The 20,476-nt window shown below is 69.6% G+C and carries 22 protein-coding genes; 11 read left to right on the top strand and 11 right to left on the bottom strand.

What is annotated here, in order from left to right:
- Nucleotides 1–47: 47 nt before the first annotated feature.
- The gene (locus ACTHL4_RS05550) at nucleotides 48–509 is read right to left on the bottom strand and encodes a DUF2231 domain-containing protein (protein ID WP_440281744.1); all 462 of its coding nucleotides are present in this window, start codon (nucleotides 507–509) and stop codon (nucleotides 48–50) included.
- A gap of 80 nt (nucleotides 510–589) precedes the next feature.
- Here ACTHL4_RS05550 and ACTHL4_RS05545 point away from each other — a divergent pair, with 80 nt between their 5' ends.
- From ACTHL4_RS05545 to ACTHL4_RS05535, 3 genes are read left to right on the top strand one after another with little or no spacing between them, the layout of a single operon-like run.
- Nucleotides 590–1,099: a sigma-70 family RNA polymerase sigma factor gene (locus ACTHL4_RS05545; protein WP_440281743.1), complete on the top strand. Its 510-nt coding sequence runs from the start codon at nucleotides 590–592 to the stop codon at nucleotides 1,097–1,099.
- The gene (locus ACTHL4_RS05540) at nucleotides 1,096–1,776 is read left to right on the top strand and encodes an anti-sigma factor family protein (protein ID WP_440281742.1); all 681 of its coding nucleotides are present in this window, start codon (nucleotides 1,096–1,098) and stop codon (nucleotides 1,774–1,776) included. The genes ACTHL4_RS05545 and ACTHL4_RS05540 overlap by 4 nt, the downstream gene beginning before the upstream one ends.
- 57 nt (nucleotides 1,777–1,833) lie before the next feature.
- Nucleotides 1,834–2,466: a COG4315 family predicted lipoprotein gene (locus tag ACTHL4_RS05535; protein ID WP_440281741.1), complete on the top strand. Its 633-nt coding sequence runs from the start codon at nucleotides 1,834–1,836 to the stop codon at nucleotides 2,464–2,466.
- Here the strand turns inward: ACTHL4_RS05535 and sodN are convergent.
- Entirely contained in the window at nucleotides 2,451–3,146 is a 696-nt protein-coding gene (gene sodN, locus ACTHL4_RS05530) for a superoxide dismutase, Ni (RefSeq protein WP_440281740.1), read from the bottom strand. The genes ACTHL4_RS05535 and sodN overlap by 16 nt on opposite strands.
- Nucleotides 3,147–3,444: 298 nt before the next feature.
- Here sodN and ACTHL4_RS05525 point away from each other — a divergent pair, with 298 nt between their 5' ends.
- A complete protein-coding gene (locus ACTHL4_RS05525; RefSeq protein WP_440281739.1) occupies nucleotides 3,445–4,329 on the top strand; it encodes a hypothetical protein in 885 nt (294 codons plus the stop codon).
- A 42-nt stretch (nucleotides 4,330–4,371) separates the two neighbouring features.
- Here ACTHL4_RS05525 and ACTHL4_RS05520 read toward each other — a convergent pair whose 3' ends face one another.
- From ACTHL4_RS05520 to ACTHL4_RS05500, 5 genes are read right to left on the bottom strand one after another with little or no spacing between them, the layout of a single operon-like run.
- Nucleotides 4,372–4,800, bottom strand: a complete 429-nt coding sequence (locus ACTHL4_RS05520) for a VOC family protein (protein WP_440281738.1) — start codon at nucleotides 4,798–4,800, stop codon at nucleotides 4,372–4,374.
- A gap of 34 nt (nucleotides 4,801–4,834) precedes the next feature.
- The gene (locus ACTHL4_RS05515; RefSeq protein ID WP_440281737.1) at nucleotides 4,835–5,107 is read right to left on the bottom strand and encodes a hypothetical protein; all 273 of its coding nucleotides are present in this window, start codon (nucleotides 5,105–5,107) and stop codon (nucleotides 4,835–4,837) included.
- 32 nt (nucleotides 5,108–5,139) lie between these two features.
- Nucleotides 5,140–5,988 carry an amino acid ABC transporter ATP-binding protein gene (locus tag ACTHL4_RS05510; RefSeq protein WP_440281736.1) on the bottom strand — a complete coding sequence of 283 codons (849 nt, stop codon included), beginning with the start codon at nucleotides 5,986–5,988 and terminating at the stop codon, nucleotides 5,140–5,142.
- Nucleotides 5,985–6,941, bottom strand: a complete 957-nt coding sequence (locus ACTHL4_RS05505) for an amino acid ABC transporter permease (protein ID WP_440281735.1) — start codon at nucleotides 6,939–6,941, stop codon at nucleotides 5,985–5,987. Before ACTHL4_RS05505 ends, ACTHL4_RS05510 begins: the two co-directional genes overlap by 4 nt.
- Nucleotides 6,934–7,842, bottom strand: a complete 909-nt coding sequence (locus tag ACTHL4_RS05500) for an ABC transporter substrate-binding protein (RefSeq protein WP_440281734.1) — start codon at nucleotides 7,840–7,842, stop codon at nucleotides 6,934–6,936. The genes ACTHL4_RS05505 and ACTHL4_RS05500 overlap by 8 nt, the downstream gene beginning before the upstream one ends.
- A gap of 342 nt (nucleotides 7,843–8,184) precedes the next feature.
- On the opposite strand from ACTHL4_RS05500, the gene ACTHL4_RS05495 reads away from it, so the two are divergent.
- The 3 genes from ACTHL4_RS05495 to ACTHL4_RS05485 all read left to right on the top strand — a co-directional run bounded on the left by ACTHL4_RS05495 (nucleotide 8,185) and on the right by ACTHL4_RS05485 (nucleotide 10,823).
- On the top strand, nucleotides 8,185–8,862 hold the full coding sequence (locus tag ACTHL4_RS05495; protein ID WP_440281733.1) for a hypothetical protein: 678 nt from the start codon (nucleotides 8,185–8,187) through the stop codon (nucleotides 8,860–8,862).
- 276 nt (nucleotides 8,863–9,138) lie between these two features.
- Nucleotides 9,139–9,999, top strand: a complete 861-nt coding sequence (locus ACTHL4_RS05490) for a hypothetical protein (RefSeq protein WP_440281732.1) — start codon at nucleotides 9,139–9,141, stop codon at nucleotides 9,997–9,999.
- Nucleotides 10,000–10,058: 59 nt separating this feature from the next.
- Nucleotides 10,059–10,823 (top strand): class F sortase, encoded by a 765-nt coding sequence (locus ACTHL4_RS05485; RefSeq protein WP_440281731.1) that lies wholly within the window; start codon nucleotides 10,059–10,061, stop codon nucleotides 10,821–10,823.
- 48 nt (nucleotides 10,824–10,871) lie between these two features.
- Here ACTHL4_RS05485 and ACTHL4_RS05480 read toward each other — a convergent pair whose 3' ends face one another.
- Both ACTHL4_RS05480 and ACTHL4_RS05475 read right to left on the bottom strand, forming a co-directional pair.
- A complete protein-coding gene (locus ACTHL4_RS05480; protein ID WP_440281730.1) occupies nucleotides 10,872–12,353 on the bottom strand; it encodes a LamG-like jellyroll fold domain-containing protein in 1,482 nt (493 codons plus the stop codon).
- A gap of 78 nt (nucleotides 12,354–12,431) precedes the next feature.
- On the bottom strand, nucleotides 12,432–13,040 hold the full coding sequence (locus ACTHL4_RS05475; RefSeq protein ID WP_440281729.1) for a hypothetical protein: 609 nt from the start codon (nucleotides 13,038–13,040) through the stop codon (nucleotides 12,432–12,434).
- A gap of 229 nt (nucleotides 13,041–13,269) precedes the next feature.
- Here ACTHL4_RS05475 and ACTHL4_RS05470 point away from each other — a divergent pair, with 229 nt between their 5' ends.
- Nucleotides 13,270–13,722 (top strand): MarR family winged helix-turn-helix transcriptional regulator, encoded by a 453-nt coding sequence (locus ACTHL4_RS05470; protein WP_440281728.1) that lies wholly within the window; start codon nucleotides 13,270–13,272, stop codon nucleotides 13,720–13,722.
- Nucleotides 13,723–13,734: 12 nt separating this feature from the next.
- Here ACTHL4_RS05470 and ACTHL4_RS05465 read toward each other — a convergent pair whose 3' ends face one another.
- Both ACTHL4_RS05465 and rfbA read right to left on the bottom strand, forming a co-directional pair.
- Nucleotides 13,735–14,331 carry a dTDP-4-dehydrorhamnose 3,5-epimerase family protein gene (locus tag ACTHL4_RS05465; protein WP_440281727.1) on the bottom strand — a complete coding sequence of 199 codons (597 nt, stop codon included), beginning with the start codon at nucleotides 14,329–14,331 and terminating at the stop codon, nucleotides 13,735–13,737.
- Nucleotides 14,331–15,203 carry a glucose-1-phosphate thymidylyltransferase RfbA gene (rfbA, locus tag ACTHL4_RS05460; RefSeq protein ID WP_440281726.1) on the bottom strand — a complete coding sequence of 291 codons (873 nt, stop codon included), beginning with the start codon at nucleotides 15,201–15,203 and terminating at the stop codon, nucleotides 14,331–14,333. Before rfbA ends, ACTHL4_RS05465 begins: the two co-directional genes overlap by 1 nt.
- Before the next feature lie 249 nt (nucleotides 15,204–15,452).
- Between rfbA and ACTHL4_RS05455 the strand changes: the two genes are divergently transcribed.
- The 3 genes from ACTHL4_RS05455 (at nucleotide 15,453) to ACTHL4_RS05445 (ending at nucleotide 20,151) form a co-directional block, all read left to right on the top strand.
- Nucleotides 15,453–16,976 carry a sugar transferase gene (locus ACTHL4_RS05455; protein ID WP_440281725.1) on the top strand — a complete coding sequence of 508 codons (1,524 nt, stop codon included), beginning with the start codon at nucleotides 15,453–15,455 and terminating at the stop codon, nucleotides 16,974–16,976.
- A 611-nt stretch (nucleotides 16,977–17,587) separates the two neighbouring features.
- Nucleotides 17,588–18,607: an NAD-dependent epimerase/dehydratase family protein gene (locus ACTHL4_RS05450; protein WP_440281724.1), complete on the top strand. Its 1,020-nt coding sequence runs from the start codon at nucleotides 17,588–17,590 to the stop codon at nucleotides 18,605–18,607.
- Nucleotides 18,604–20,151, top strand: a complete 1,548-nt coding sequence (locus ACTHL4_RS05445) for a hypothetical protein (protein WP_440281723.1) — start codon at nucleotides 18,604–18,606, stop codon at nucleotides 20,149–20,151. Before ACTHL4_RS05450 ends, ACTHL4_RS05445 begins: the two co-directional genes overlap by 4 nt.
- Nucleotides 20,152–20,476 lie beyond the last annotated feature (325 nt).

The following is a 20,476-nucleotide window of genomic DNA, read 5'->3' as shown; positions in this document are numbered from 1 at the left end:
AGCGGGGGAGGTGTATCGAGGCCACGTGCGCCGGGCGACTACCCGACTCACCGCCAGGTCGCACGCGCGCCGGCGTCGCCGGCACGCACCACCGCGACGATGACGCCGAACGACACCGCCACCGTGACGACCGGCAGCACGATGCGCAGCCATCCCGGCGCATCGCCGGCGGCATACCGTCGCCAGAGCCAGTTGCCCAGCGCCACGACGGTGAGCGCGACGCTCCAGGGCAGGATCTGCTCGGCGAGGTGTTCGTGCCGTTGCAGCAGCGGATTGCCCGCGGTGCCGCCGAGTTGGTCGGCCAACGCCTGCCCGGCGGCGACGGTGACCGGCACCAGCGCGGTGCCCGCGGCGGCCAGCAGGGTCGGCACGATCCCGAGTCGCACTCGCGCGGCCGGCCACAGGGAGTGGAGGATGGTGGCCAGCGCAGCGAGCGGCAACAGGACGACGACGGCGTGCACCAGCAGCGGGTGCGCGGGCAGGCCGGCGATCTCGTAGGCGGTGTGCATGCCGGTGACACGGCGTGCGGTCGCCGCCGGTTCGATTGAACCGATCGCTGCCCGGTCTCGTGTCCACGACGGAGGTGGTGATGGTCACGGACCCCGAGGTGCTCGACCAGTTGCATCGAGACCACGCAAAAGCGTTGTGGGCGTATGCCGTTCGGCTGACCGGTGACCGCGCCTTCGCCCAAGACGTCGTGCAGGAGACGATGCTGCGTGCGTGGCGGGAAGGCATCACCGACCAGAGCGACACCGGCGCGACGTCGGCCCGGGCGTGGTTGTTCACCGTCGCGCGGCGCCTGGTGATCGACGAGGCGCGGTCGGCGCGGCATCGCCGGGAGGTGACCGCGGACGAGCTGCCGGACGCCGGCGCGGGTGACCAGGTCGACGCCGTGTTCGACGCGGCGATGATCGTCGATGCGCTGGCGGCGCTCAGTCCGCCGCACCGCGAGGTGGTGGTGCGGGCGTACTACGGACGGGCCACGGTGGCCGAGATCGCGCAGGACCTCGGTGTGCCGGCCGGCACGGTGAAGTCGCGGATGCACTACGGGATGCGCGCGTTGCGGCTGGCGCTGCAGGAGAGAGGGGTGACGCGATGACCGGCGTGCACGACGACTACGTCGACTGGGACGCCGCCTACGTGCTCGGTGCGCTGTCGACGCAGGAACGGGCGGCATACGAGCAGCATCTGGCCGGCTGCCAGCAGTGCGCGGACGCGGTGCGCGGGCTGGCCGTCATACCGGGTCTGCTGGGGAAGGTGCCGCCGGAGGACGTGCCGGGCGATGTCGCTGAGCCGGCGCCTCCGGATCTGTTGGCCCGGACCCGGTCCGCGGCGCAGGGCGAGGTCGTCAGTCTCCGGCGACGCCGCAGGCGCGTGGTGTCGCTCGTGGCGGTTGCGGCTGCTGCGGCGCTGGTCGTCGGCGGCGTGGTCTGGTCCCAGCTGCCGGGCGGCACGACGCCGGGTGTGACGGTGGCGATGCACCAGGTGCGCACCAACCCGTTGCGGGCGACGGTCGAGCTGCGTGATCGGGCGTGGGGGACCGAGGTGGACATGCAGTGCGTCTACCCCGACGCGAGCGGGTGGGGCGGGCGTGCCGTCTATGCCTTGTATGTCGTGGACGACGCCGGTCACGCCAGCTCGATCTCGACCTGGGCGGCGGGGCCGGGCACGACCTCGAAGCTGACAGCGGCCACGGCGCTTCCCCGGGACAAGATCGCGCACCTGCAGATCCGCACTGCTGACGGCACCGTGTTGCTCACTGCGGCGCCGGATTGAACCGTCCGGCAACGCAATTCGTGACATCAGCACACAACGGTGACACGGAGGGCAGAGATGATGCGGACGAGACAGATGTGCGCCGTCCTGGGTGCGGCAGTGCTGACGGCGACCGTCGCGGCGTGCGGTTCCGGCGGTTCGGCTGGTGGCTCAGCGTCGGCAGCCGGCGCCAGTGCGGCGTCGACGGGCGGGGGTGTGCCGTCGACCGGCGGTGCGTCGTCGGGCGGTCGTTCGTCGTCGACCGGTGGTGCGTCGTCGGTCGGTGGCGGCGTGGCGTTGCAGGTCGCCAGGACTGGGTTGGGGTCGGTCGTCGTGGGGCCGGACGGCCACACCGTCTACCTGTTCGGCAAGGACGTCAAGGACTCCGGCAAGAGTTCCTGCTCCGGCCCGTGCCTGGGCTACTGGCCGCCGGTCACGGTGACGAGCACGCCGCGGACGATCGGCATCAGCGGCACGGTCGGCACCATCACGACGGACGGCAAGAAGCAGTTGACCCTCGACGGGTGGCCGCTCTACTACTACGTCGGTGACGCCTCCGCCGGCGACGTGAAGGGTCAAGGCAATACCGGCTTCGGTGGGGTGTGGCGGGCCATGATGCCCAACGGCGCGGACATCACGTCGGGAGGCGCAGCCGCCACAGGCAGCGGTGGCGGTGGCGGTGGCGGCAAGGGCGGCTACGGCTCGTACTGACGTGGCGATGATGCCGAGCGCGGTGCAGGGGACGCGATCGGCATATTCCGGAGGTGATGTCGGGTTGGGAGTATGCCGAGCGCGGTGCAGGGGACGCGATGGGCATATTCCCGGGGTGATGTCGGGTCGGGAGTATGCCGAGCGCGGTGCATGGCACGCGATCGGCATACTGCACGCCGCACGCCGCACGCCGCACGCCGCACCGAAACGCCCGGAAGCGGCATACGAAAAGCGCCGGACCCCAGGGGATCCGGCGCCTCGAGGGAGAGGCGGCCGCCGGCCTTCTTGGTCTCCCAGAAGATCTTGGCGATCTCGTCGATCTTGGCGAGCAGCTCGTCGGCGGTCGCGACGTCCCACGACGCCTTCGTGCCGCCGGCGCCGGCCAGCTTGGTGGCCTCGTTGACCAGCGTGTGCAGCTGCGGGTACTTCTCGAAGTGCGGCGGCTTGAAGTAGTCGGTCCACAGCACCCACAGGTGGTGCTTGACCAGCTCGGAGCGCTGCTCCTTGATGATCGCCGCACGGATCTTGAAGTCGATGTCATCGGCGTGGTCGGCGGCCTTCTCGATGATGGCCTTGACCGACTCAGCCTCGATCCGCGCCTGAGCGGGGTCGTAGACGCCACACGGCAGATCGCAGTGAGCGCTGACCTCGATCGTGGGGGCGAAGATTCGGCGAAGCATGTGATGTCCTTCCGTCGTGTGCATCGGACGTATGGCGGGAGCGTGTCACCTCAAGCAGGCTTGAAGTCAACCGGACGTGTCCGCGGATGCGGCATCCGCGCTCCTTGTTACGAACCTACTCGGACGCGGGCCGGCCGCTGAACCCCCCTAAGTCATATGCGACACAGTCGCACATGAGTGCTGTGCGCGGTGACCGTGCCGCGTGCAATTACTCCTGGAGCGCGGCCGGCCTGTGACACAGTCACAGCGTTGCGGATGCCGACCGCAAGCGTGCCGGGCGTCCGGAGGGGAGGCCGCCGTGCAACGCCGGATCGTCGCTGTGCTGGTCCTCTGCGGGCTGCTGGCCATCGCCGACGCGAAGTTGGTCGCCACGTATCTGAGTGGCAGCGATGCCGACACTTCTCCGATCCCGGCGGCGACACTGACTCCCACCGGTGCCGCCTCCAGCGGTGCGGCGGACAGCAGCTCGGCCACCACCGGCCCGGGCGACGCGCACGTGGAGAAGGTCTCGATCGCGGCGCTCTCCGCGACGCGGGCCTGGCGGGCGGCGTCGGCGATCCGCTGCTCACCAGGGGTCCGGGCCGCCACGTTCGGTTATTCGGCCGACGGCGGCATGCACTGGACGCGCAAGAAGGTGCCGATGAAGACGGTCTCGGATCTGTCCTCCGTCGGCGATCAGGTCGTCGCCACCGGCACGGACCCGTCGTGCAAGCCGGCGGCATACGTCCTCTCGGCGACGGACGACCCGCGCGACGCGATCCTGGCGCCGAGCTGGGTGATCGACCCGATCGATCCCACGGCGCTGATCGCCTCGGGCAACCGCGTCGCCAACGGTCCGTGCCCGGGCGCGGTGGTCGACCTTGCGGGCAGTTCACCGTCGGACGTGGTCGCGCTCTGCAGCGATCATTCCGCGCGACAGAGCAGGGACAAGGGTATGACGTGGCGACCGGTCGGCGGCGCCTCGGACGCCTTCTCGGTGGCCGCCGTGTCGGGGGCGACCTTCGCGGCATACCGCGCGGCGTGCGGCATCGCGGTCGGTGCGTTGGTCGGCGGCGACAGGGCGCGATGTGTGGCGGGGACGAAGGACTGGTCAGGACCCGGCGACATGATGATCGTCGACGGCACGATCTGGCTCGCGACCAGCGACAAGGCACTCACCACGCCGCTCACCGCCGGCCCCTGACGCCTCCTCCCTCCGGGCGTCTCGGCGCGCCGGCGAGGACAGTCACCCGGCGTCGGAGACGTCGGGCACGACGAGTTTGCCGATCTCGCCGGGGTTCCAGCAGACCTCCCAGCGGAAGCCGTCCGGGTCGGCGAAGTAGCCCGAGTAACCGCCCCACACGCGTGCCTCGGCGGCGGTGACCTCGGCGCCGGCCGCCGCGGCTTCGGCCAGCACCGCGTCCACGGACGCACGATCGACGACGTTGTGAGCGAGCGTCAGCGGCGGTATGCCGGACGACGGCCGGCCGCCGACCTCCGCCGCGAAGGCGTCGGCCTGCCACAGCGACAGCACGAGATGCTCGGCGACCTGGATCATGATGACCTCGGTGCCGTCCTCGAACTGCGGCCGCCAGCCGAGGCCGTCCACGTAGAACGCCCGGGTGCGTGCGATGTCCGCGACGGCGAGCGTGATGAAGCTGACTCTGGGTTCCATCGGCTCAGTCAAGCAGCGCCCGCCGCAGCCGCTGCTAGCTGCGTTTCGCCCGCCGCACCCGCAGCAGCACCAGACCCAGCACGTCGGCGGTGGGGATCTCGCCGACCAGCCACGAGTCGACGCCCTCCGCCGGATTGTCCCGCTCCACCCACCAGCCGTCACCGACGGCCCGGGTGATGCGCTTGACCGCGATCGGGCGCGGCCCGTCCGGCCCGTCCGGCAGCCGTATGACGTGCGCCCGGCCGATCCGCGGTCGCACGCCGTACGCCACGAGCAGGCGGTCGCCGCCGGCGTAGGTCGGCTCCATCGACCGACCCCGCACGACGGCGAACCCGACTCTCACTCGGTCGTTTTCGCCAGCTCGGCAGCCGCCGCGGCGTGCTGTTCCTGCTCGGCGATGATCCGGCTGAGGAACGTCTTGGTGCGCTCGTGCTGCGGGTTGCGGATGACCTCCGACGGGACGCCCTGCTCGACCACGACACCGCCGTCCATGAACACGACGCGGTCGGCGACGTCCCGGGCGAAGGAGATCTCGTGGGTGACGACGACCATCGTCATACCGTCGTCGGCCAGCTCGCGCATGACCGCGAGCACCTCGCCGACCAGCTCCGGGTCCAGCGCCGACGTCGGCTCGTCGAAGAGCATCAGCTTCGGTTTCATCGCCAGGGCGCGCGCGATCGCGACCCGCTGCTGCTGTCCGCCGGACAGCTGCGCCGGATAGTGGTCGGCGCGTTCGCTCAGGCCGACCCGCTCGAGCAGCTCACGCGCCTCCGCGCGGGCCTGCTTCTTGGACACGCCGCCCACCTGCACCGGACACTCGATGAAGTTCTCCAGGGCGGTCTTGTGCGGGAAGAGGTTGAACCGCTGGAAGACCATGCCGATCTGCCGGCGCTGCCGGGCGATCTGCTTGTCGGGCAGCCGGTGCAGGTTGCCGCCGGACTCGCGCAGACCGAGGAGTTCGCCGTCGACATACAGGCGCCCGCCGTCGAAGACCTCCAACTGGTTGATGCACCGCAGGAAGGTCGTCTTGCCGGACCCCGACGGCCCGAGCAGGCACACAACCTCGCCCTCGGCCACCGTCAGATCGATGCCCTTGAGCACGTCGACGCCGTGGAAGTGCTTGTGCAGGTTGACCGCCTCGACCAGCGGCGACTGCCCGGCAGGTGCTGATGCGTTCGACGTGCTCATAGTCCACCTCCGCCGCCACGCAGCGACATCATTCGGGAGCGCAGCGACGGTCGCGAGGTGCCGGTGTGCACACCGAAACCGCGGCCGAAGTGGCGCTCGAGCAGGGTCTGGCCGACCATCAGGATCGAGCAGACGATGAGATACCAGATGACAGCGGCGACGAGCGCGGGCATCACCAGATAGGTCGAGTTGGCAACGGCATTGGCCTGGAAGAACAACTCGGTGGTGACCGGCACCGCGGACAGCAGCGAGGTGTCCTTGACCATGGCGATCGTCTCGTTGCCGGTCGGCGGCACGATGACGCGCATCGCCTGCGGCAGGATGATGCGGCGCATCGCCTTGCCGCGGCTCATGCCGATCGCGCAGGCCGCCTCGTGCTGTCCCTGGTCCACCGACAGCAGACCGGCGCGGGCGATCTCCGCCATGTATGCCGCCTCGGACAGGCCCAGACCCAGGATGCCGACGAGGATGCCGCTGCTGACCGTCTTCACGTCCAGCGTGTAGAAGTGCACGTCGGTGAACGGCAGCCCGAAGTCGAGCTTGGGATAGAGGTAGAGCACCCCGACGCCGAGCACGACCAGCAGCACGTAGCGCGGCACCGCCCGGAAGAACCAGGTGAAGACGAACGCCACGAACCGCAGCACCGGGTTGGTCGACAGGCGCATCACCGCCAGGATGACGCCGAGCACGATGCCCAGGATCATCGCGCCGACGGTGCAGATGATGGTGCCCTTGACCAGGCCCTCCAGCACCGGGCGGTATTCCATGACCCGCCAGACGAAGTGCCAGTCCCACTTGGAGTTGGTGACGAAGGAGTTGATCATCATCGCGACGAGGATCGCGATGACGACGACGCCGACCCACTGCCACGGGTGGGGGACCGGGCGTGCGTCGACCGTGCCCGGCCGCTCGGTGGCGGCCGGCTTCTCGGCCGTGGTCGTCGTCTCAGCCATGGGGCACCGCCGGGTTCGCCGCGAACATCTCCACTGCTCCGCTCTGCTGGCCCCACTTGGCCAGAATCTTCTGGTAGCTGCCGTTGGTCGCCATCTGCGCGAAGGCCTGCGCGATCGCCGCGCCGAGCTTGTCCTCGTTCTTCGGCAACACCACGCCGTATGGCGCCGAGCCGGTGATCTTGCCGGCGGCCTGCAGTTTGTCGCCGGTCTTCTTGACGGCATACAGCGCGACGGGGGAGTCGGCGGCCATGGCGTCGACCTTGCCCGCGAGCAGGTCGGTGGTCACCTTGGACTGCAGGTCCTCGATGACGGCCTTGATCGGCTTGCTCTTGCACTGGCCCTTGTTGAGGGCCTTGATCTCGTCGGCCTGGGTGGTGCCGGTCTGGACGCCGACCGCGTAGCCGCACGGCTGGGACGGATTCACGTGCCGTGGGTTGCCCTTGCGCACGACCCACTGGGTGCCGGCGGAGAAGTAGCTGACCATGGTGACCTGCTTGAGCCGGTCGCTGGTGATGGTGAACGAGGAGACGCCGACGTCATACTTGCCGCCGACGATGCCGGGCAGGATGTTGTCGAACTTCGCGTTCTGGAATGTCGCCTTCAGGCCGAGGCACTGCAGCGCACCGCGCATCAGCTCGATGTCCATGCCGACGAGCGTCTGGCCGTCGGCCGCGAGGAACTCGTTCGGCTCGTAGGAGCCGTCCGAGGCCACCGTCAGCGTGGTGCCGGGTTTGACGTTCGGCGGGAGCACGTCCTTCAGGCCGCCGGACGAGCAACCGGTGGTGCCGGTCTGTTGCTGGCTCGAACCGAGGCCGAGCGAGGTCGCGCCACATCCGGTGAGCAGCGACGCGACCAGTCCGCCGGCGAGGACCATCGGTCCGCCGCGTGACCATGCCGACATGGGAGTCCTTTCGGGGGTGGAGCGTTCTCGGAGCGCCTCCGCCGTGGCGGGCGCCGTGCCGAGTAGCGCGCGTGGAGCGGGTATCTCGAGGTGGAGCTGCCGGAGCGTAACGGAGCACAGGGTAGCGACGTCGTGCACGTCCGCCGCGCCCTGTGGTTGGCAATCCTCGCAGCGGCATTCGGTGTGGCGTGCGTCACCCTCGTGCGAATGTGTCTCGTATGCGAGACGACACGGCGCGGCCCATCCGAAGCGCTCGCGGCGCCGAAGTCCCACTGGACATGTATGACGGCCGGGCAGCAGCCCGTCCGACGACCGACGGGCCGACACAGGCTGGAGATTCCCATGAAGGTCAACAAGATCGCGGTGGCGCTGGTCGCTGCCGCCGCAGTGCCGCTCGCCGGCTGCTCCGCATCGGCGAGCACACCGCCGAGCTCGAGTTCGGCGCCGAGTGCTGCCTCGAGTACGTCGTCGAGTGCCGCCGCGCCGAGTTCGGCAGCGCCGAGTTCGGCCGCGCCGAGTTCTGCCGCACCGAGTTCGGCCGCGCCGAGCGATGGTGCCGCATCGACGGGTTCGGCCTCGGCGCACATCGGAGACGCCAGCGCGCCGTCGGAGGCGGCGAAGATGATCTGCACCGACGAGACGCGCGACAACATTACGACGGTGCTGTCGGTGAAGCCGGATCCGAAGCCGGCGTCGTCGTGGCGCAACCACGTCTACACCTGCACCTATCAGCTGCCGGAGGGTCCGATCGTGCTGACCGTGCACGAAGCCGCCGACGTCAGCGCCGCGACGGCATACACCAAGGCGCAGCGGTCGACCGTGCAGGGCGAGAAGGATCTGACCGGTCTCAACCCCGGGGCGTTCGGCACCAAGGACGGTGTCGTCGTGCTGCAGAAGGACAACGACACCATGCGGGTGGACACCTCCCGCCTGTCGCCGCAGTCCAAGCTCTACCCGCGCCGCGCCGACTTCGCCTACAACATCGCAGCCGTGGTGCTGGGCTGCTGGAACGGCGACTGAAAAAAGTTCCCGTCCGTCCCATCCGTTTCGAAGGTGGCGCCGAACTCCCTGTGTTCGTCGGTACGGCGGGCTTCCTCAAGGGGTTGGCCCGTGACGGCAAGGTCACGGGCCAACTCCGGGAACAACGGGGTGGCCGGCTCGACGAGCAGCAGAGCTGTCGGGCCTGGATGGTGACGGCAGTCAGATGTGACGCACGGAGCCCTTGCCGTTCCGGCGAGTGCGAATCAGTCGATGGAGCGATCGCCCTGTCGGCGTCCGATGGAGAAGGAAGCAATCATGCAGACGAAGAAGAAGCTGTTCCTTGCAGCCGTTCCCGCAGCGGCATGTGTCGCCGCCCTGGGTGCGGGTGCTCCGGCCGCGCATGCTGCCGACAGCTGGAGTTACCAGGCGAATCTTGCGCCGGTGGCGATGAACACTCCCTCCGGTGCCGCGTCGGGGCATTTCATGATCAGCATCAACGGTGACCAGGCCACGGTCACCGAGACGGTGTCCGGTCTGGCGGACAAGCTGCCGACCGACAAGAAGACGCTGGACGCGCTGGGTATCCCGGCCGCGTTCGCCGGGGCGCCGTTCCCGCATGTGCAGCACATCCACATCAATGGTGACGGCATGTGCCCGACCTCGGGTGCCGACACCAATGGTGACGGTGTCATCAGCACCGTGGAGGGGCAGCCGGCGTACGGCAAGATCGGGACCACGTTGTCGACCAAGGGCGCGACCGATGGCTCGACCGCGCTGGATGTGACCAAGGCCCCCGGTGGCGCCAGCTTCACCTACAAGCGCACGTTCACCCTCAATCAGGACACGCTGTCGGCGATCAAGGCCAACAAGGCGGTCGTGGTGGTGCATGGGCTGAATCCGGCCAACGCGCCCAAGGCGTCGTTGTCGACGCCGAACTCGCTGGGTCTGACGCTGCCGGGTGCGAGCAAGAAGCTGGCGTTGATCGGCACTGCTCCGGCATTGTGCGGCAAGCTGGAGGCCTCGCAGATGAACACCACGCCCTCCGGTGGTGTGCAGACCGGTGGTGGCGGCACTTCGGGCCTGCAGAACCAGGGCCTGTTCTACGGTGCCGGCGCGCTGCTGCTCGGCGCTGGTGCGGTGCTGACCGTGCGTCGCCGTTTCGGCAAGCAGCACTGAGTGGTCGCACTCGACTGTTGTGACTGATCCGTGCGGTTCGAAGTTTCAGGAACGCTGAGATGAGTACCACCAAGCCTGGTCACCACGGTCGCCGTATGGCGGCCGTGGTGGCCGGCCTGCTCACGCTGGCAGCGGTCGTGCTGGTCGTGATCGGCGTGCGCAGCCAGGTCCACGCCGCGACGCCCCCGGCCTCCGCGGCGCATCCGTCGGCGGAGGGCAACCTGCCCGCACCGTCGGCCTCCGGTGCGACACCCGGCTCGAAGTCGGGTTCGACGTCCGGCTCGAAGTCCGGCTCGGCGAAGCAGTCCTCGCCGCAAGCGCCGTCCACGCCGGCCGTGGTCGGTCCGGTGCTGGACCGGTCCATTCCAACCTCGCTGAGCATCCCGGCCATCGACATCAAGAACGAACACCTGGCGGCTTTCGGCACCGACTCCCACGGAGCGATCGACGTCCCGCCGGCCACCGGCGGCGTGCCCCCGGGCTGGTACACCGGTTCGCCCACGCCCGGGCAACTCGGCCCCTCGGTCATCGTCGGCCACACCGATGAGCAGAAGGACGCCAAGTCGGTCTTCTTCCGGCTCGGCGAGCTGCGGCCGGGCGACAAGGTGCAGGTGACCCGCAAGGACCACACCGTCGCGACGTTCCAGGTCGACAGCCTCGAGGAATACCCCAAGGCGAAGTTCCCGACCGCGCACGTCTACGGCAACATCAACCACGCCGGTCTGCGGCTGATCTCCTGCATCGGCAAGTTCGACACCGCCACCGGCCACTACCTGGACAACATCGTCGTCTACGCCCACCTGGTGTCCAGCCACCACGAGTGACGGCATCAGCCTCTCGGTGCATGGGTGGCGGTCGGCGGGAGCCGGCTGCTACCGCGCGTTGTAGTGCGCCAGGATCTGCGCCGGGGACAGCGCCGTCGGGTAGATCGCCGCTCCGCTGATCGACCCGATCAAGCCCTGGCTGGTGGGCGGGGACGTCCAGCCGCTGAAGTTGCTCTTGCCGATCCGCCAGTAGCCCGCGGCGTTCTCGGCGGTTCTCACCGACGAGTTGGACGCGACCAGGACGGCGTCGACATACAGCTTCATCCCCTCGCCCGACAGGGTCGCGGTGGCGAGGTGCCACGCGCCGTCGTTGTACTGCCGCGAGCCGGCAATGGTGTGGACGCTGCCGGTGTAGACGCCGAAGAGCACGTGCGCGGAGTTGTCCAGATAGAGCTGCCGGTCGTACTGGCTCGGGGTGGTCGTCTGCGTGTTCGCATAGGCGATCAGCGATCCACCGCGGTAGTCAGTCGTGCGGAACCAGATCTCCTCGGTGAAGGTCGTTGGCCCCGGTGCATCGATCCGCTGCGTGGTCGAGATCATCCCGGCACCGCTCAGGGTGGTGGCGCTCGCCGCGCCGGCCGGGCACGGACCCGGCTCGCCGTGCGCGACGCCCGTGGTGCTGTAGGTGCCGTTGCGCTGGTTGCCCGAGGCGTCGGCGGCGACGGTGCCGGTCGTCTCCTCGAGCGGGTAGTAGAGGTATGGCGCGTCGGCGCGCACCGCGTCCCGGCACGGCGACGGGAACGCACTCGCCGCCGCCCAGGTCGACGCGGGATTGCCCGTCGTCCCCCGGAACGGTGCCGCAAGTGCCGGTGCGCCGGCCGCGATCACGGCCAATACCAGGGTGGCCGCGCCGATCAATGCCAGCCGGACCGGACGCCGCGCGAACGCGGCCCGGCGGATCTCGGCGTCCCTCCCCTCGGCCCCGGCCTCGGCGACGGCGTCGGGACCCTCGCCCGGCCCGGTCGTGGTGCCCTCGGCGTCGTCGTCAACATCGTCGGGGGACCGGTCGTCCTCGTCCCGCCAGGCGCAGGCACCGCCCAGCAGCATCAGGAGTATGACGGCGCCGCCGGCCAACGGCCCCACCTGGTGGGTGCGTAGCCAATACGCGGGTGACCCGGCAAACGGCACCCGCAGCGTGCCGACCCCTCGCACGGCGTCGCGCCGCACCGGCGTCGAATCGTCGGCCCGGTTGGCGTCGCCGCGCAGGACGAGCGCGCCGTCCGGGCGGATGGTGGCGAGCCGGTGCAACCGCAGCCGGCCGGCGTGATCGGGGTCGTTCACGAGCAGCACCTGGCCCGCCCGGACCTGCTGCGCGGGCACCGGCCGTGACGCGACGACGTCCCCGGGGCGCAGCGCCGGCTGCATCGAGCCGCTCATGACGACGGTGACGTGCCAGCCGAGCGCGACCGGGAGCAGCGACCACAGCAGCAGGCTCGCCATCATCGCGAGCACGCCACGGCAGAGTGCGGTGATCAGCAGGGCGGTCCAGCCGGCGCGCCACTGCTGTTGCTGCTTGGTCGGTATGGCCATGAGCCCCTCGTGGTGGATGTGTGCTGGTCAGGTGGCGCGGTGAGCGGCCGCGTGTGGCGGCCGCCCACCGTCGTGAGGTCAGGAGTTCTGCGCCTCCCACGTCAGGCCGAGGCTGGCGGTGCCGCCCTGCGCGGTGTTGGGCGTGTTGGCGTTCAGTGTGTAGTTGACCTGGAAGACGCGGGTCTCCGAGGCGCTCCCGGTCGGGGCCCAGTCGCCCTTGCCGGTGGCGAAGCTGGATGCCGAAGCGCCGAAGTCGGCGAGCGTCCCGCTGTAGACGGTTGCCCCGCTGGCCAGCGGCTTGAAGGTCGAGCACGAGCCGAAGGAGCCCGCGGTCCCCTGGGTGATCGTCAGGCTGATGTTGCTGGCCAGATCCTTGGTGGTCGTGGGGTTGGTGCCGTAGAGCTTCACCGCGGAGGGGAGCGACCCGGTCGAGGTGACCGCGATGCACTTGGTGTCGGTGGACCCCGGCTTCAGGTTGTTCGCGGTGAAGAGCGCGGTGTTGCTGTCGTCGTCCGACAGCGCCACAGTGCCGGCGTTCCAGTTGCTGGTCGGGTTGGCAGTCTGAGCCGCGAACGCCGAGTATGACGCGTGCCAGACGAAGGCACCGGAGGCGCAGAGGCCGGTCACGATCGCACCGACGGTGGCGAATCGAGCAGTGCGGCGGCGGGTACGGGCGGAAGAGGACATGGGTGATCGCCTTTCGAGCAAGAGGAAGATCGTCTTGACCCGGTCGTGGCCATGACGCGAGCGGACCGATCCCCCTGGTGGGGCCCGACCCCGCGCCTCGTGTGACTTGACGAAAGTTTTACGAAGCGATGAAAGGTAAAGTATTGGTAAAAACAACGCCTGTCAAACATTTCACCTTTCGAATTTTTGAAGTTTCATCGAGCGGCCACGCCACGACGGATCGGAAGTCATGACACAGCAGTCCAAGGCGAACATCAGCGCACTGCGCGCCCTGGTCCTCGCAGCCGACCTCTTCCGGCAGACGGTCGCCGAAGCCTTCGGCGTGGGGCCGTCCGATCTGACGGCGATGAGTCACCTGCGGTCGGCGGGCCGGCTCAACGCCCGCGAACTCGCGAGCCGCACCGGCCTGACGCCGTCGACGGTGACGGCGTTGCTGCGCCGGCTGGAGGCGGCCGGTCTGGCCGAGCGCACCATGCATCCCACCGATCGCCGCCAGGTCGTGGTGGCGCTCACCGCCAAGGGCGGGTCACTCCTGGAGCGCTCCGAGGGATGGCTGGCTGCCGTGGTGACGCGGATGGGCCAGGACGTGCGGGAGACCGAGGGTGTCCTGGTCGCGCTGCGCACCGCGCTGGAGGTGCAAGAGGCGCGGATCCGCGAGGAGCTGGAAGCTGATCGCGCGTGAGCGCCCGCAGGCTCAGCTCAGGCCGGCGATGAACTGCTGGCAGTCGTCATACAGCGGCAGTAGGCCCTGTTCGCGCGCCTCGGCGAGCGTCGGGGCGGCGGTGTCCTTCGGCGACAGGATGGGTTCGATGTCGTCGGGGAAGGCCAGTGCCAGGTCCGGGTCCAGCGGGCTGATGCCGTGTTCGCGCTCCGGGTGGTAGCTCGCCGAACACAGGTAGACCGCGGTCGAGTCGTCCTCGCGGGAGACCAGGCAGTGTCCAAGCCCCTCGGACAGGTAGACCGCCCGGCGGGTGGTGGTGTCCAGCTCGATGCTGCACCACTGGCCGAAGGTGGGGGAGCCGACCCGGATGTCGACCACGTAGTCGACGAAGGAGCCGCTGACCGCGGTCACGTATTTGGCTTGGCTCGGCGGGACGTCGGCGTAGTGCACGCCGCGGACGGCGCCCTTGCTGGACACCGAGATGTTGGTCTGGATGACGTCGAGGCGGTGCCCGATGTGCTCGGCGAGCTTGTCGCCGCGGAAGCCCTCCATGAAAACCCCACGGTCGTCAGGGAATTGGCGGGGCGTCACCACGAAGGCGCCGGCGATGTCCAGCGGTGCGATGTCCATCAGCGAGGGTCCTCCAGAAGTCGGGACAGGTAGGTGCCGTAGCCGCTCTTGGCCAGTGCTGCGGCGTGCTGTGCCAGCTCGTCGTCGCCGAGCCAGCCGGCGCGCCAGGCGACCTCCTCGACGCAGCCGATCTTGAGGTCCTGGCGGTCCTCGATGACGTGGACGAAGTTCGCTGCGTCCATCAACCCCTCGAAGGTGCCGGTGTCGAACCACGCGCTGCCGCGCGGCAGGACGGTGACCGTGAGGTCGCCGCGTCGCAGGTAGGCGTCGTTGACTCCGGTGATCTCCAGCTCACCGCGCTCGCTGGGCTCCAGCGCACGAGCGATCTCGACCACGTCGTTGTCGTAGAAGTAGAGGCCCGGCACCGCGAAGCGGGACTTGGGCTTGGCCGGCTTCTCCTCGATCGACAGGACGTTGCCGCCGGCGTCGAACTCCACCACGCCGTATGCCGAGGGGTTGGTCACGTGGTGGGCGAAAACGTGTCCGCCGGAGACGGATTCGGTCGATCGGCGCAGCGCGGTGCCCAGGCCCGCGCCATAGAAGATGTTGTCGCCGAGTACGAGCGCGACGGTGTCGTCGCCGATGAAGTCGGCGCCGATGAGGAAGGCCTGGGCCAGGCCGTCCGGTGAGTCCTGCACGGCGTAGGTCAGGTCGATGCCCCACTGGCTGCCATCGCCGAGCAGCCGCACGAACTGCTCCATGTCGTGCGGGGTGGTGATCACCAGGATCTCCCGGATGCCCGACATCATCAGCGTGGACAGCGGGTAGTAGATCATCGGTTTGTCGTAGACCGGCATGAGCTGCTTGCTGATGCCACGTGTGATCGGGTGCAGGCGCGTGCCCGAACCCCCGGCGAGAATGATCCCCTTCACGCGGCCGACCTTAGCGGACCACCGTGCGCCCCGACCGGCGCCCGGATGTTCGACGCTCGAATGGTGCGGGGATTGAACCACTTCCGCCGCGTTCCGGCCACCCCTGCCGGACATTTTGCGCAATCGTGATGCGGCAGCAGAGAAGCGTTGTGCGCGCAGCGGCTTCGGGAGGATGGCTCCCGCGACGAGACCGGTGGGGGCCGGTGGACCGCACCAGATGCCAGCCGAGCGAGCCGCATGGGGGAGCGTATGACAGCCGAAGCAGACGCCGGACTGGCCCAGCCGCCCGGAGCCGTCGTCGACCCGCCGGCACTCTGGCCGTTGCGCCGCCCGCGGCGACCTGCGGCGAGTCACCGGCAGACCCGCACCGGCGACTGGTCGCGCCTCTACCTGCGGCACGTCCTGCTGGCCGACGCCTTGTGCGCCTTCTGTTGCGTCGGTGCGGCGGTGGTCGTGTCCGACGCGATCCCGCTGCGGGACGCGGTGCCGGTGCCCTATCTGGCGGTGATCGTGCTCAGCCCGGCCGTGTGGGTCGCGGCGGTGGCGGCCTGTCACGGTTACGAGCGGCGCTATCTGGGCGTCGGCGCCGAGGAGTACCGCGCCGTGTTCTCGGCGACGGTCCGCCTGCTGGCCCTGTCGGCGTTCGCGTCATACGCGGTCTACACCAACCGGCCCTACTTCTCGCGTTACTTCGTGCTGGTGCTCTTCCCGCTGTTGCTGATCACCTCGCTGATCGGCCGCTACGGGTTGCGCCGGCACCTGCATCAGGCCCGCTGGAAGGGCCGCAGCTTCCACCGGGCCGTCGTGGTCGGTCAGAACGCGGCGGTCAGCGGCCTGGTGAGCGACCTGCGCCGGGAGCCGGTGCACGGCATCAACCCGGTCGCGGCCTGCACCACTGAGGTCGCCGAGCTCGGCTGCGGTCTGCCCCGCGAGGGCACGGTGGCAGAGACGGTGCAGATCGCGCGCCGGTATGCCGCCGACGTGGTGGTGGTGGCCAGCCCCTCGGGGCTGGACGGCATCGAGTTGCGCCGGCTGTCCTGGGAGCTGGACGACCTGGGCACCGAGCTGATCGTCTCGCCCGGTGTGGTGGAGGTGACCGGCCCGCGGATGTCGATCCGCCCGGCGGCCAACCTCTCGCTGCTGCACATCGAGCGGCCGGCGCTGCACGGGGTCAACGCCGTCACCAAGGCGACGTTCGACCGTTGCGCCGCCGCGCTGGGGATCGCGCTGCTGGCGCCGGTGTTCCTGGTGATCGCGGTGCTGATCAAGGTGCGCGACGGCGGCCAGGTGTTCTTCCGGCAGACCCGGGTGGGCATCGACGGCACCGACTTCACCATGCTGAAGTTCCGCTCGATGGTGCCCGACGCCGAGGCGCGGCTGGCCGCGCTGCAGGGCGCCGCGAACGACGGCAACGGCGTGCTCTTCAAGTTGCGCGACGACCCACGGGTCACCCCCGTCGGGCGGGTGCTGCGCCGTTTCTCGCTCGACGAGCTGCCGCAGCTGATCAACGTGGCGCGCGGCGACATGTCGATCGTGGGTCCGCGTCCGCCGCTGCGCGACGAGGTCGCCAAGTATGGCGCCGACGCGGTGCGCCGGTTGCGGGTGCGGCCGGGGCTGACCGGGCTGTGGCAGGTCAGCGGACGCAGCAACCTGTCGTGGGACGAGTCGCTGCGGCTGGACCTGCGCTATGTCGACAACTGGTCGATGACCCTGGACCTGCAGATCCTGTGGCGCACCGCGCGGGCAGTGGTGCGCGGCACGGGCGCCTACTGACCCCCTCATCGACTCCCTGACTCAACCGACCGACTGACGTGAGCCATTGACATGACCGACTGACATGACCGACGCAGCACGCCGATTGCCCATCGACCCGGATAACCACAGGAGGAATCACACCGCACCGAATACGCCCATGTGACGCACTGGCCGGCCGCGCCGGGGACGAACGCCGCACCGAAAGGTGTGCGTCACATTGTGCTGTGCGCGGGCAATTTCCACGACGCGCGAGTGTCTGAAAAATCTGTGACTGGAGGGACTACTGGTGATACGCCGAACGGATGAATCACCTTGTCGTTGTTGGGATTGCGACGCGGCAGCCCGACCGCAAGACGGCAAATTTCGTTGCGGTTGCAGGGATCTGCGGCCCGCGCAGGACGTAGCGAACCACAAAAGTAGTAAATTTTTAGTAAAGCCTTGTTCTAAGTTTCGTAAAGGAGTACGTTGCTGCCACGCAGTTGATAAGTCAAAGATCCGGGCCGGTTACTCCGGCCGATGTCATGACCGCAACGCGCCGGTAGCGCCGCGTTGTTGTTTGCAAGTCCGCCCCCTCCTCTTGGGCCTGCGGCGTTATCTCAGCTCGCCAGCACAGTCGTCCAGGGGACTCGATGTCATCTATAGATCAGCAGGATTCACCATTCGGGGATAACGACCGTTCCGGAGCCGCCAGACGGCGCTCCGTCCTGGTCACCGGCGCCGCCGGCGCCTCCGGCACGTCGCTCGCCGAGCAGTTGGCCGACCGCGGCCTGCGGGTGCATTGCGCGGACAGCCGGCCGATGGACGTCCCATCCGCCACCTGCCACCTCATCGCCGGGGGGCCGGGCTTCCTGCCCGCTCTCGCCCGGCTGGTCCGGACCGAGCACATCGACCTCGTCATACCGGCGAACAGCAGTGAGCTTGCTGCGATTTCGTCGGGACGTATGGCGTTCGGAGGTCGCGTCGAGGTCGTCGTGCCCGGACCGGGCCCGGTCGCCACCGCACAGGACCGGTTGCTGACCGCGTGGGGCCTGTGGTCGCACGGCATCGGGGTGCCGGGTTTCGGCGTCCCCAGCGACTTCGCCCACTCATCGGCCAGTTCGGCGGTGCTGGGCGGTGCGCTGATCCTGCGGTCCCGCTGGGCCGACGACAACCAGCCGACGGTGCTGGTGGACGACCCGTCGGAGGTCGACTGGGCGTCGCTGGGCGACGAGACGCTGGTGCAGGAGTTCGTGCCGGGGACGGCATACAAGGCGGTCGTCTACCGGCCGCTGGACGGCAAGGGCCGGCTGACCACGGTGTTGGAGGAGACCATCCTGGACGACGGGGAGGTCGATTCGGCATACGCGGTGGAGCGGGGTGCGGCTCCGGAGGTCGAGCGCGTCGCGCAGGCGGCGGTGCGTGCCTTGGGGCTGACCGGCCCGGTCGAGGTGTCGTTGCGCGGTCGCGCCGGAGACACGCCGGTCGTGCTCGATGTGCGAGCCTGCTTCGGCCCGCACAGCCATCTCGTGCCGGAGCTGCTGGATGCGGTGCTGCGAGATCATCCGTGGCGGGATGCCACGTTTCCGGCTAGCGACCGTCTGAACGGTGCGCCGGCCGGCCGGCGAGGAGCGCGCACGGGCCGCTCCCTCCCGATGGGTGCGCGGCTGTGACCTGGGTGCCGGGGCGGGGTCGTCCTGTGGTGATCCCCGAGGACGAGACATCGCTGCGCGGCGCGCGGATCGATGCCCGCGGCCGGATCGCCTGGCTGCTGCGACTGAGCCGGCTGGCGGCCGCACCGGGGCCGGCCGGACGCTTCGTGGAGATGCTGCGGGCCCAGGGGTGCGTGCTGGGACCGAGCACCCTGTGTCGCTACGAGACCGGGGTGGAGGCGGTGCCGAAGTCGGTGGTGAGCGCCTACGAGCGGGCGCTGGACGCGCCGGCCGGCCGGCTGGTGGGCGTCTGCCTGGGCCTGGACCGGATGTTCGGGCCGGCGCTGGCGTCCGACGTGGCACCGGCGTTCTCCAGGGCGGCGCTCAGCGACGCGCTGGGTGAGTGGGAGGAGCAGGTGGCGACCCGGTCGATGACCGGCACCGACTGGATCCACTTGGCGGACGCGATCACCCGGCCGACGGGTCCGGTGCTGCCGCCGTCGATGTTGCACGACTGGGTCGCGCAGCTGGTGTCGGAGACGATGCGGTCGGTGCGGCACGCCTACACCACCCGCACGCACGCCCTGGACCTGTTGCTCGCCGACCGGTCGGCCGGACGGGTCGTGCTGGACACAGTGGCCTCCGCGGTCGCGGAGCCGGGCGCCCAGTCGGTGACCAACGTGCTGCCGATCCTGGGCGGCAGCTCCGACCCGTCGGTGCTGCGGTGGCTGCTGATGCACTTCGAGCACTCCGAGGGCGAGCAGATGTGGGGGGCGGCATACGGGTTGCTCAACCAGATCTGCACCGGGCGGCTGCCGGTCGACCTGGTGCCGCGCATCGCTCGCGCGGCGCTGGACGCGGCGAGCGACGGCCCGGGCCGCGGGGAGCCGGCCTTCGCGCTGGCGCAACGGCTTTCGGCGAACCTGACCCAGCAGGTCGTGACCCGGCTGGGTTACTACGCGGCGCCGACCGCGGTGGGTGCCCGGGTGCAGAGCCCGACCGCGTTGAGCGCCTACCGGGCGGCCGCCCTGCAGGCGTCCGGGCTGGACGACCCGATGCTGGATCGGCTGCTGCGGGAGGCGCTGTCGCCGGACTTCGTGGAGCGGCGGCACCACTCCTCGCTGCTGCTGGCGGTCAGTCCGTACCGGAAGGTCGTCTCGGAGGTGGCGCTGGAGCAGGTGCGGGCACCGGCCGGTCCGTATGCCGCGCACGCGGCGGGCCACGCGCTCAGCTACCTGGCGGTGCCCGAGCAGCGCGAGGATCTGGTCGACCTGCTGGAGACGGTGCCGGAGTCGCGCGCCGCGATGCTGGTCGCGCTGGCCCGCGCCGGCGGGGTGCCCGAGCACGTGGACCTGGCCGCACTGGCCGCGGACCCGGTGCTCGCGCCGACGGTCGTGTATGCCGCGGGCATGAGCAACCACCCCGACCTGGCGCTCTTCGCGGCGAGTCCGCAGCTGGCCGGTGAGCAGGTGCAACGGCACGCGATCTGGTGGCAGGAGACCGGGACAGCGGTCTCCGACGTGCCGGCCGGCATGCCGAGCGACTGCCTGTCCCTCGCCGGCTGACCGGCGCACGCTGATCGAGTGCACGCACGCTGATCGAGTGCCGGAGGAGCGGGCGGGGCCCCCGCGAAGTATTCGGAGGAGCGCAGCGGGGGAGAAACTTCGTGGGGTGCCGGAGCGGGGGAGGTGTATCGAGATCAAGTGCCGGGGTGGTCTCGATACGCGTCTCGGCTAGCGCCTCGCCGCTACTCGACCAGCGTGGGGTGGGGGTGAATCGGCACGCTGATCGAGTGCCGGGGTGGTCCCGATACGCGTCTCGGCTGGCGCCTCGCCGCTACTCGACCAGCGTGGGGTGGGGTGAACTCGCACGCTGATCGAGTGCCGGGGG

The organism is Flexivirga sp. (genome assembly GCF_051955415.1).
Lineage (GTDB): Bacteria > Actinomycetota > Actinomycetes > Actinomycetales > Dermatophilaceae > Flexivirga.
The sequence above is the reverse complement of the archived record's forward strand: the minus strand, read 5'-3'. Positions and strand labels throughout refer to the sequence as shown.

What these genes read in the sequence shown, in the direction of transcription:
- ACTHL4_RS05450 (WP_440281724.1), top strand. Translation starts at nt 17,588, where the DNA reads ATGTCATCTATAGATCAGCAGGATTCACCATTCGGGGATAACGACCGT.
- ACTHL4_RS05475 (WP_440281729.1), bottom strand. Translation starts at nt 13,040, where the DNA reads ATGTCCTCTTCCGCCCGTACCCGCCGCCGCACTGCTCGATTCGCCACC.
- ACTHL4_RS05470 (WP_440281728.1), top strand. Translation starts at nt 13,270, where the DNA reads ATGACACAGCAGTCCAAGGCGAACATCAGCGCACTGCGCGCCCTGGTC.
- ACTHL4_RS05455 (WP_440281725.1), top strand. Translation starts at nt 15,453, where the DNA reads ATGACAGCCGAAGCAGACGCCGGACTGGCCCAGCCGCCCGGAGCCGTC.
- sodN (WP_440281740.1), bottom strand. Translation starts at nt 3,146, where the DNA reads ATGCTTCGCCGAATCTTCGCCCCCACGATCGAGGTCAGCGCTCACTGC.
- ACTHL4_RS05480 (WP_440281730.1), bottom strand. Translation starts at nt 12,353, where the DNA reads ATGGCCATACCGACCAAGCAGCAACAGCAGTGGCGCGCCGGCTGGACC.
- ACTHL4_RS05510 (WP_440281736.1), bottom strand. Translation starts at nt 5,988, where the DNA reads ATGAGCACGTCGAACGCATCAGCACCTGCCGGGCAGTCGCCGCTGGTC.
- ACTHL4_RS05535 (WP_440281741.1), top strand. Translation starts at nt 1,834, where the DNA reads ATGATGCGGACGAGACAGATGTGCGCCGTCCTGGGTGCGGCAGTGCTG.
- ACTHL4_RS05500 (WP_440281734.1), bottom strand. Translation starts at nt 7,842, where the DNA reads ATGTCGGCATGGTCACGCGGCGGACCGATGGTCCTCGCCGGCGGACTG.
- ACTHL4_RS05485 (WP_440281731.1), top strand. Translation starts at nt 10,059, where the DNA reads ATGAGTACCACCAAGCCTGGTCACCACGGTCGCCGTATGGCGGCCGTG.
- ACTHL4_RS05545 (WP_440281743.1), top strand. Translation starts at nt 590, where the DNA reads ATGGTCACGGACCCCGAGGTGCTCGACCAGTTGCATCGAGACCACGCA.
- ACTHL4_RS05540 (WP_440281742.1), top strand. Translation starts at nt 1,096, where the DNA reads ATGACCGGCGTGCACGACGACTACGTCGACTGGGACGCCGCCTACGTG.
- ACTHL4_RS05515 (WP_440281737.1), bottom strand. Translation starts at nt 5,107, where the DNA reads ATGGAGCCGACCTACGCCGGCGGCGACCGCCTGCTCGTGGCGTACGGC.
- ACTHL4_RS05505 (WP_440281735.1), bottom strand. Translation starts at nt 6,941, where the DNA reads ATGGCTGAGACGACGACCACGGCCGAGAAGCCGGCCGCCACCGAGCGG.
- ACTHL4_RS05520 (WP_440281738.1), bottom strand. Translation starts at nt 4,800, where the DNA reads ATGGAACCCAGAGTCAGCTTCATCACGCTCGCCGTCGCGGACATCGCA.
- ACTHL4_RS05490 (WP_440281732.1), top strand. Translation starts at nt 9,139, where the DNA reads ATGCAGACGAAGAAGAAGCTGTTCCTTGCAGCCGTTCCCGCAGCGGCA.
- ACTHL4_RS05465 (WP_440281727.1), bottom strand. Translation starts at nt 14,331, where the DNA reads ATGGACATCGCACCGCTGGACATCGCCGGCGCCTTCGTGGTGACGCCC.
- ACTHL4_RS05495 (WP_440281733.1), top strand. Translation starts at nt 8,185, where the DNA reads ATGAAGGTCAACAAGATCGCGGTGGCGCTGGTCGCTGCCGCCGCAGTG.
- ACTHL4_RS05550 (WP_440281744.1), bottom strand. Translation starts at nt 509, where the DNA reads ATGCACACCGCCTACGAGATCGCCGGCCTGCCCGCGCACCCGCTGCTG.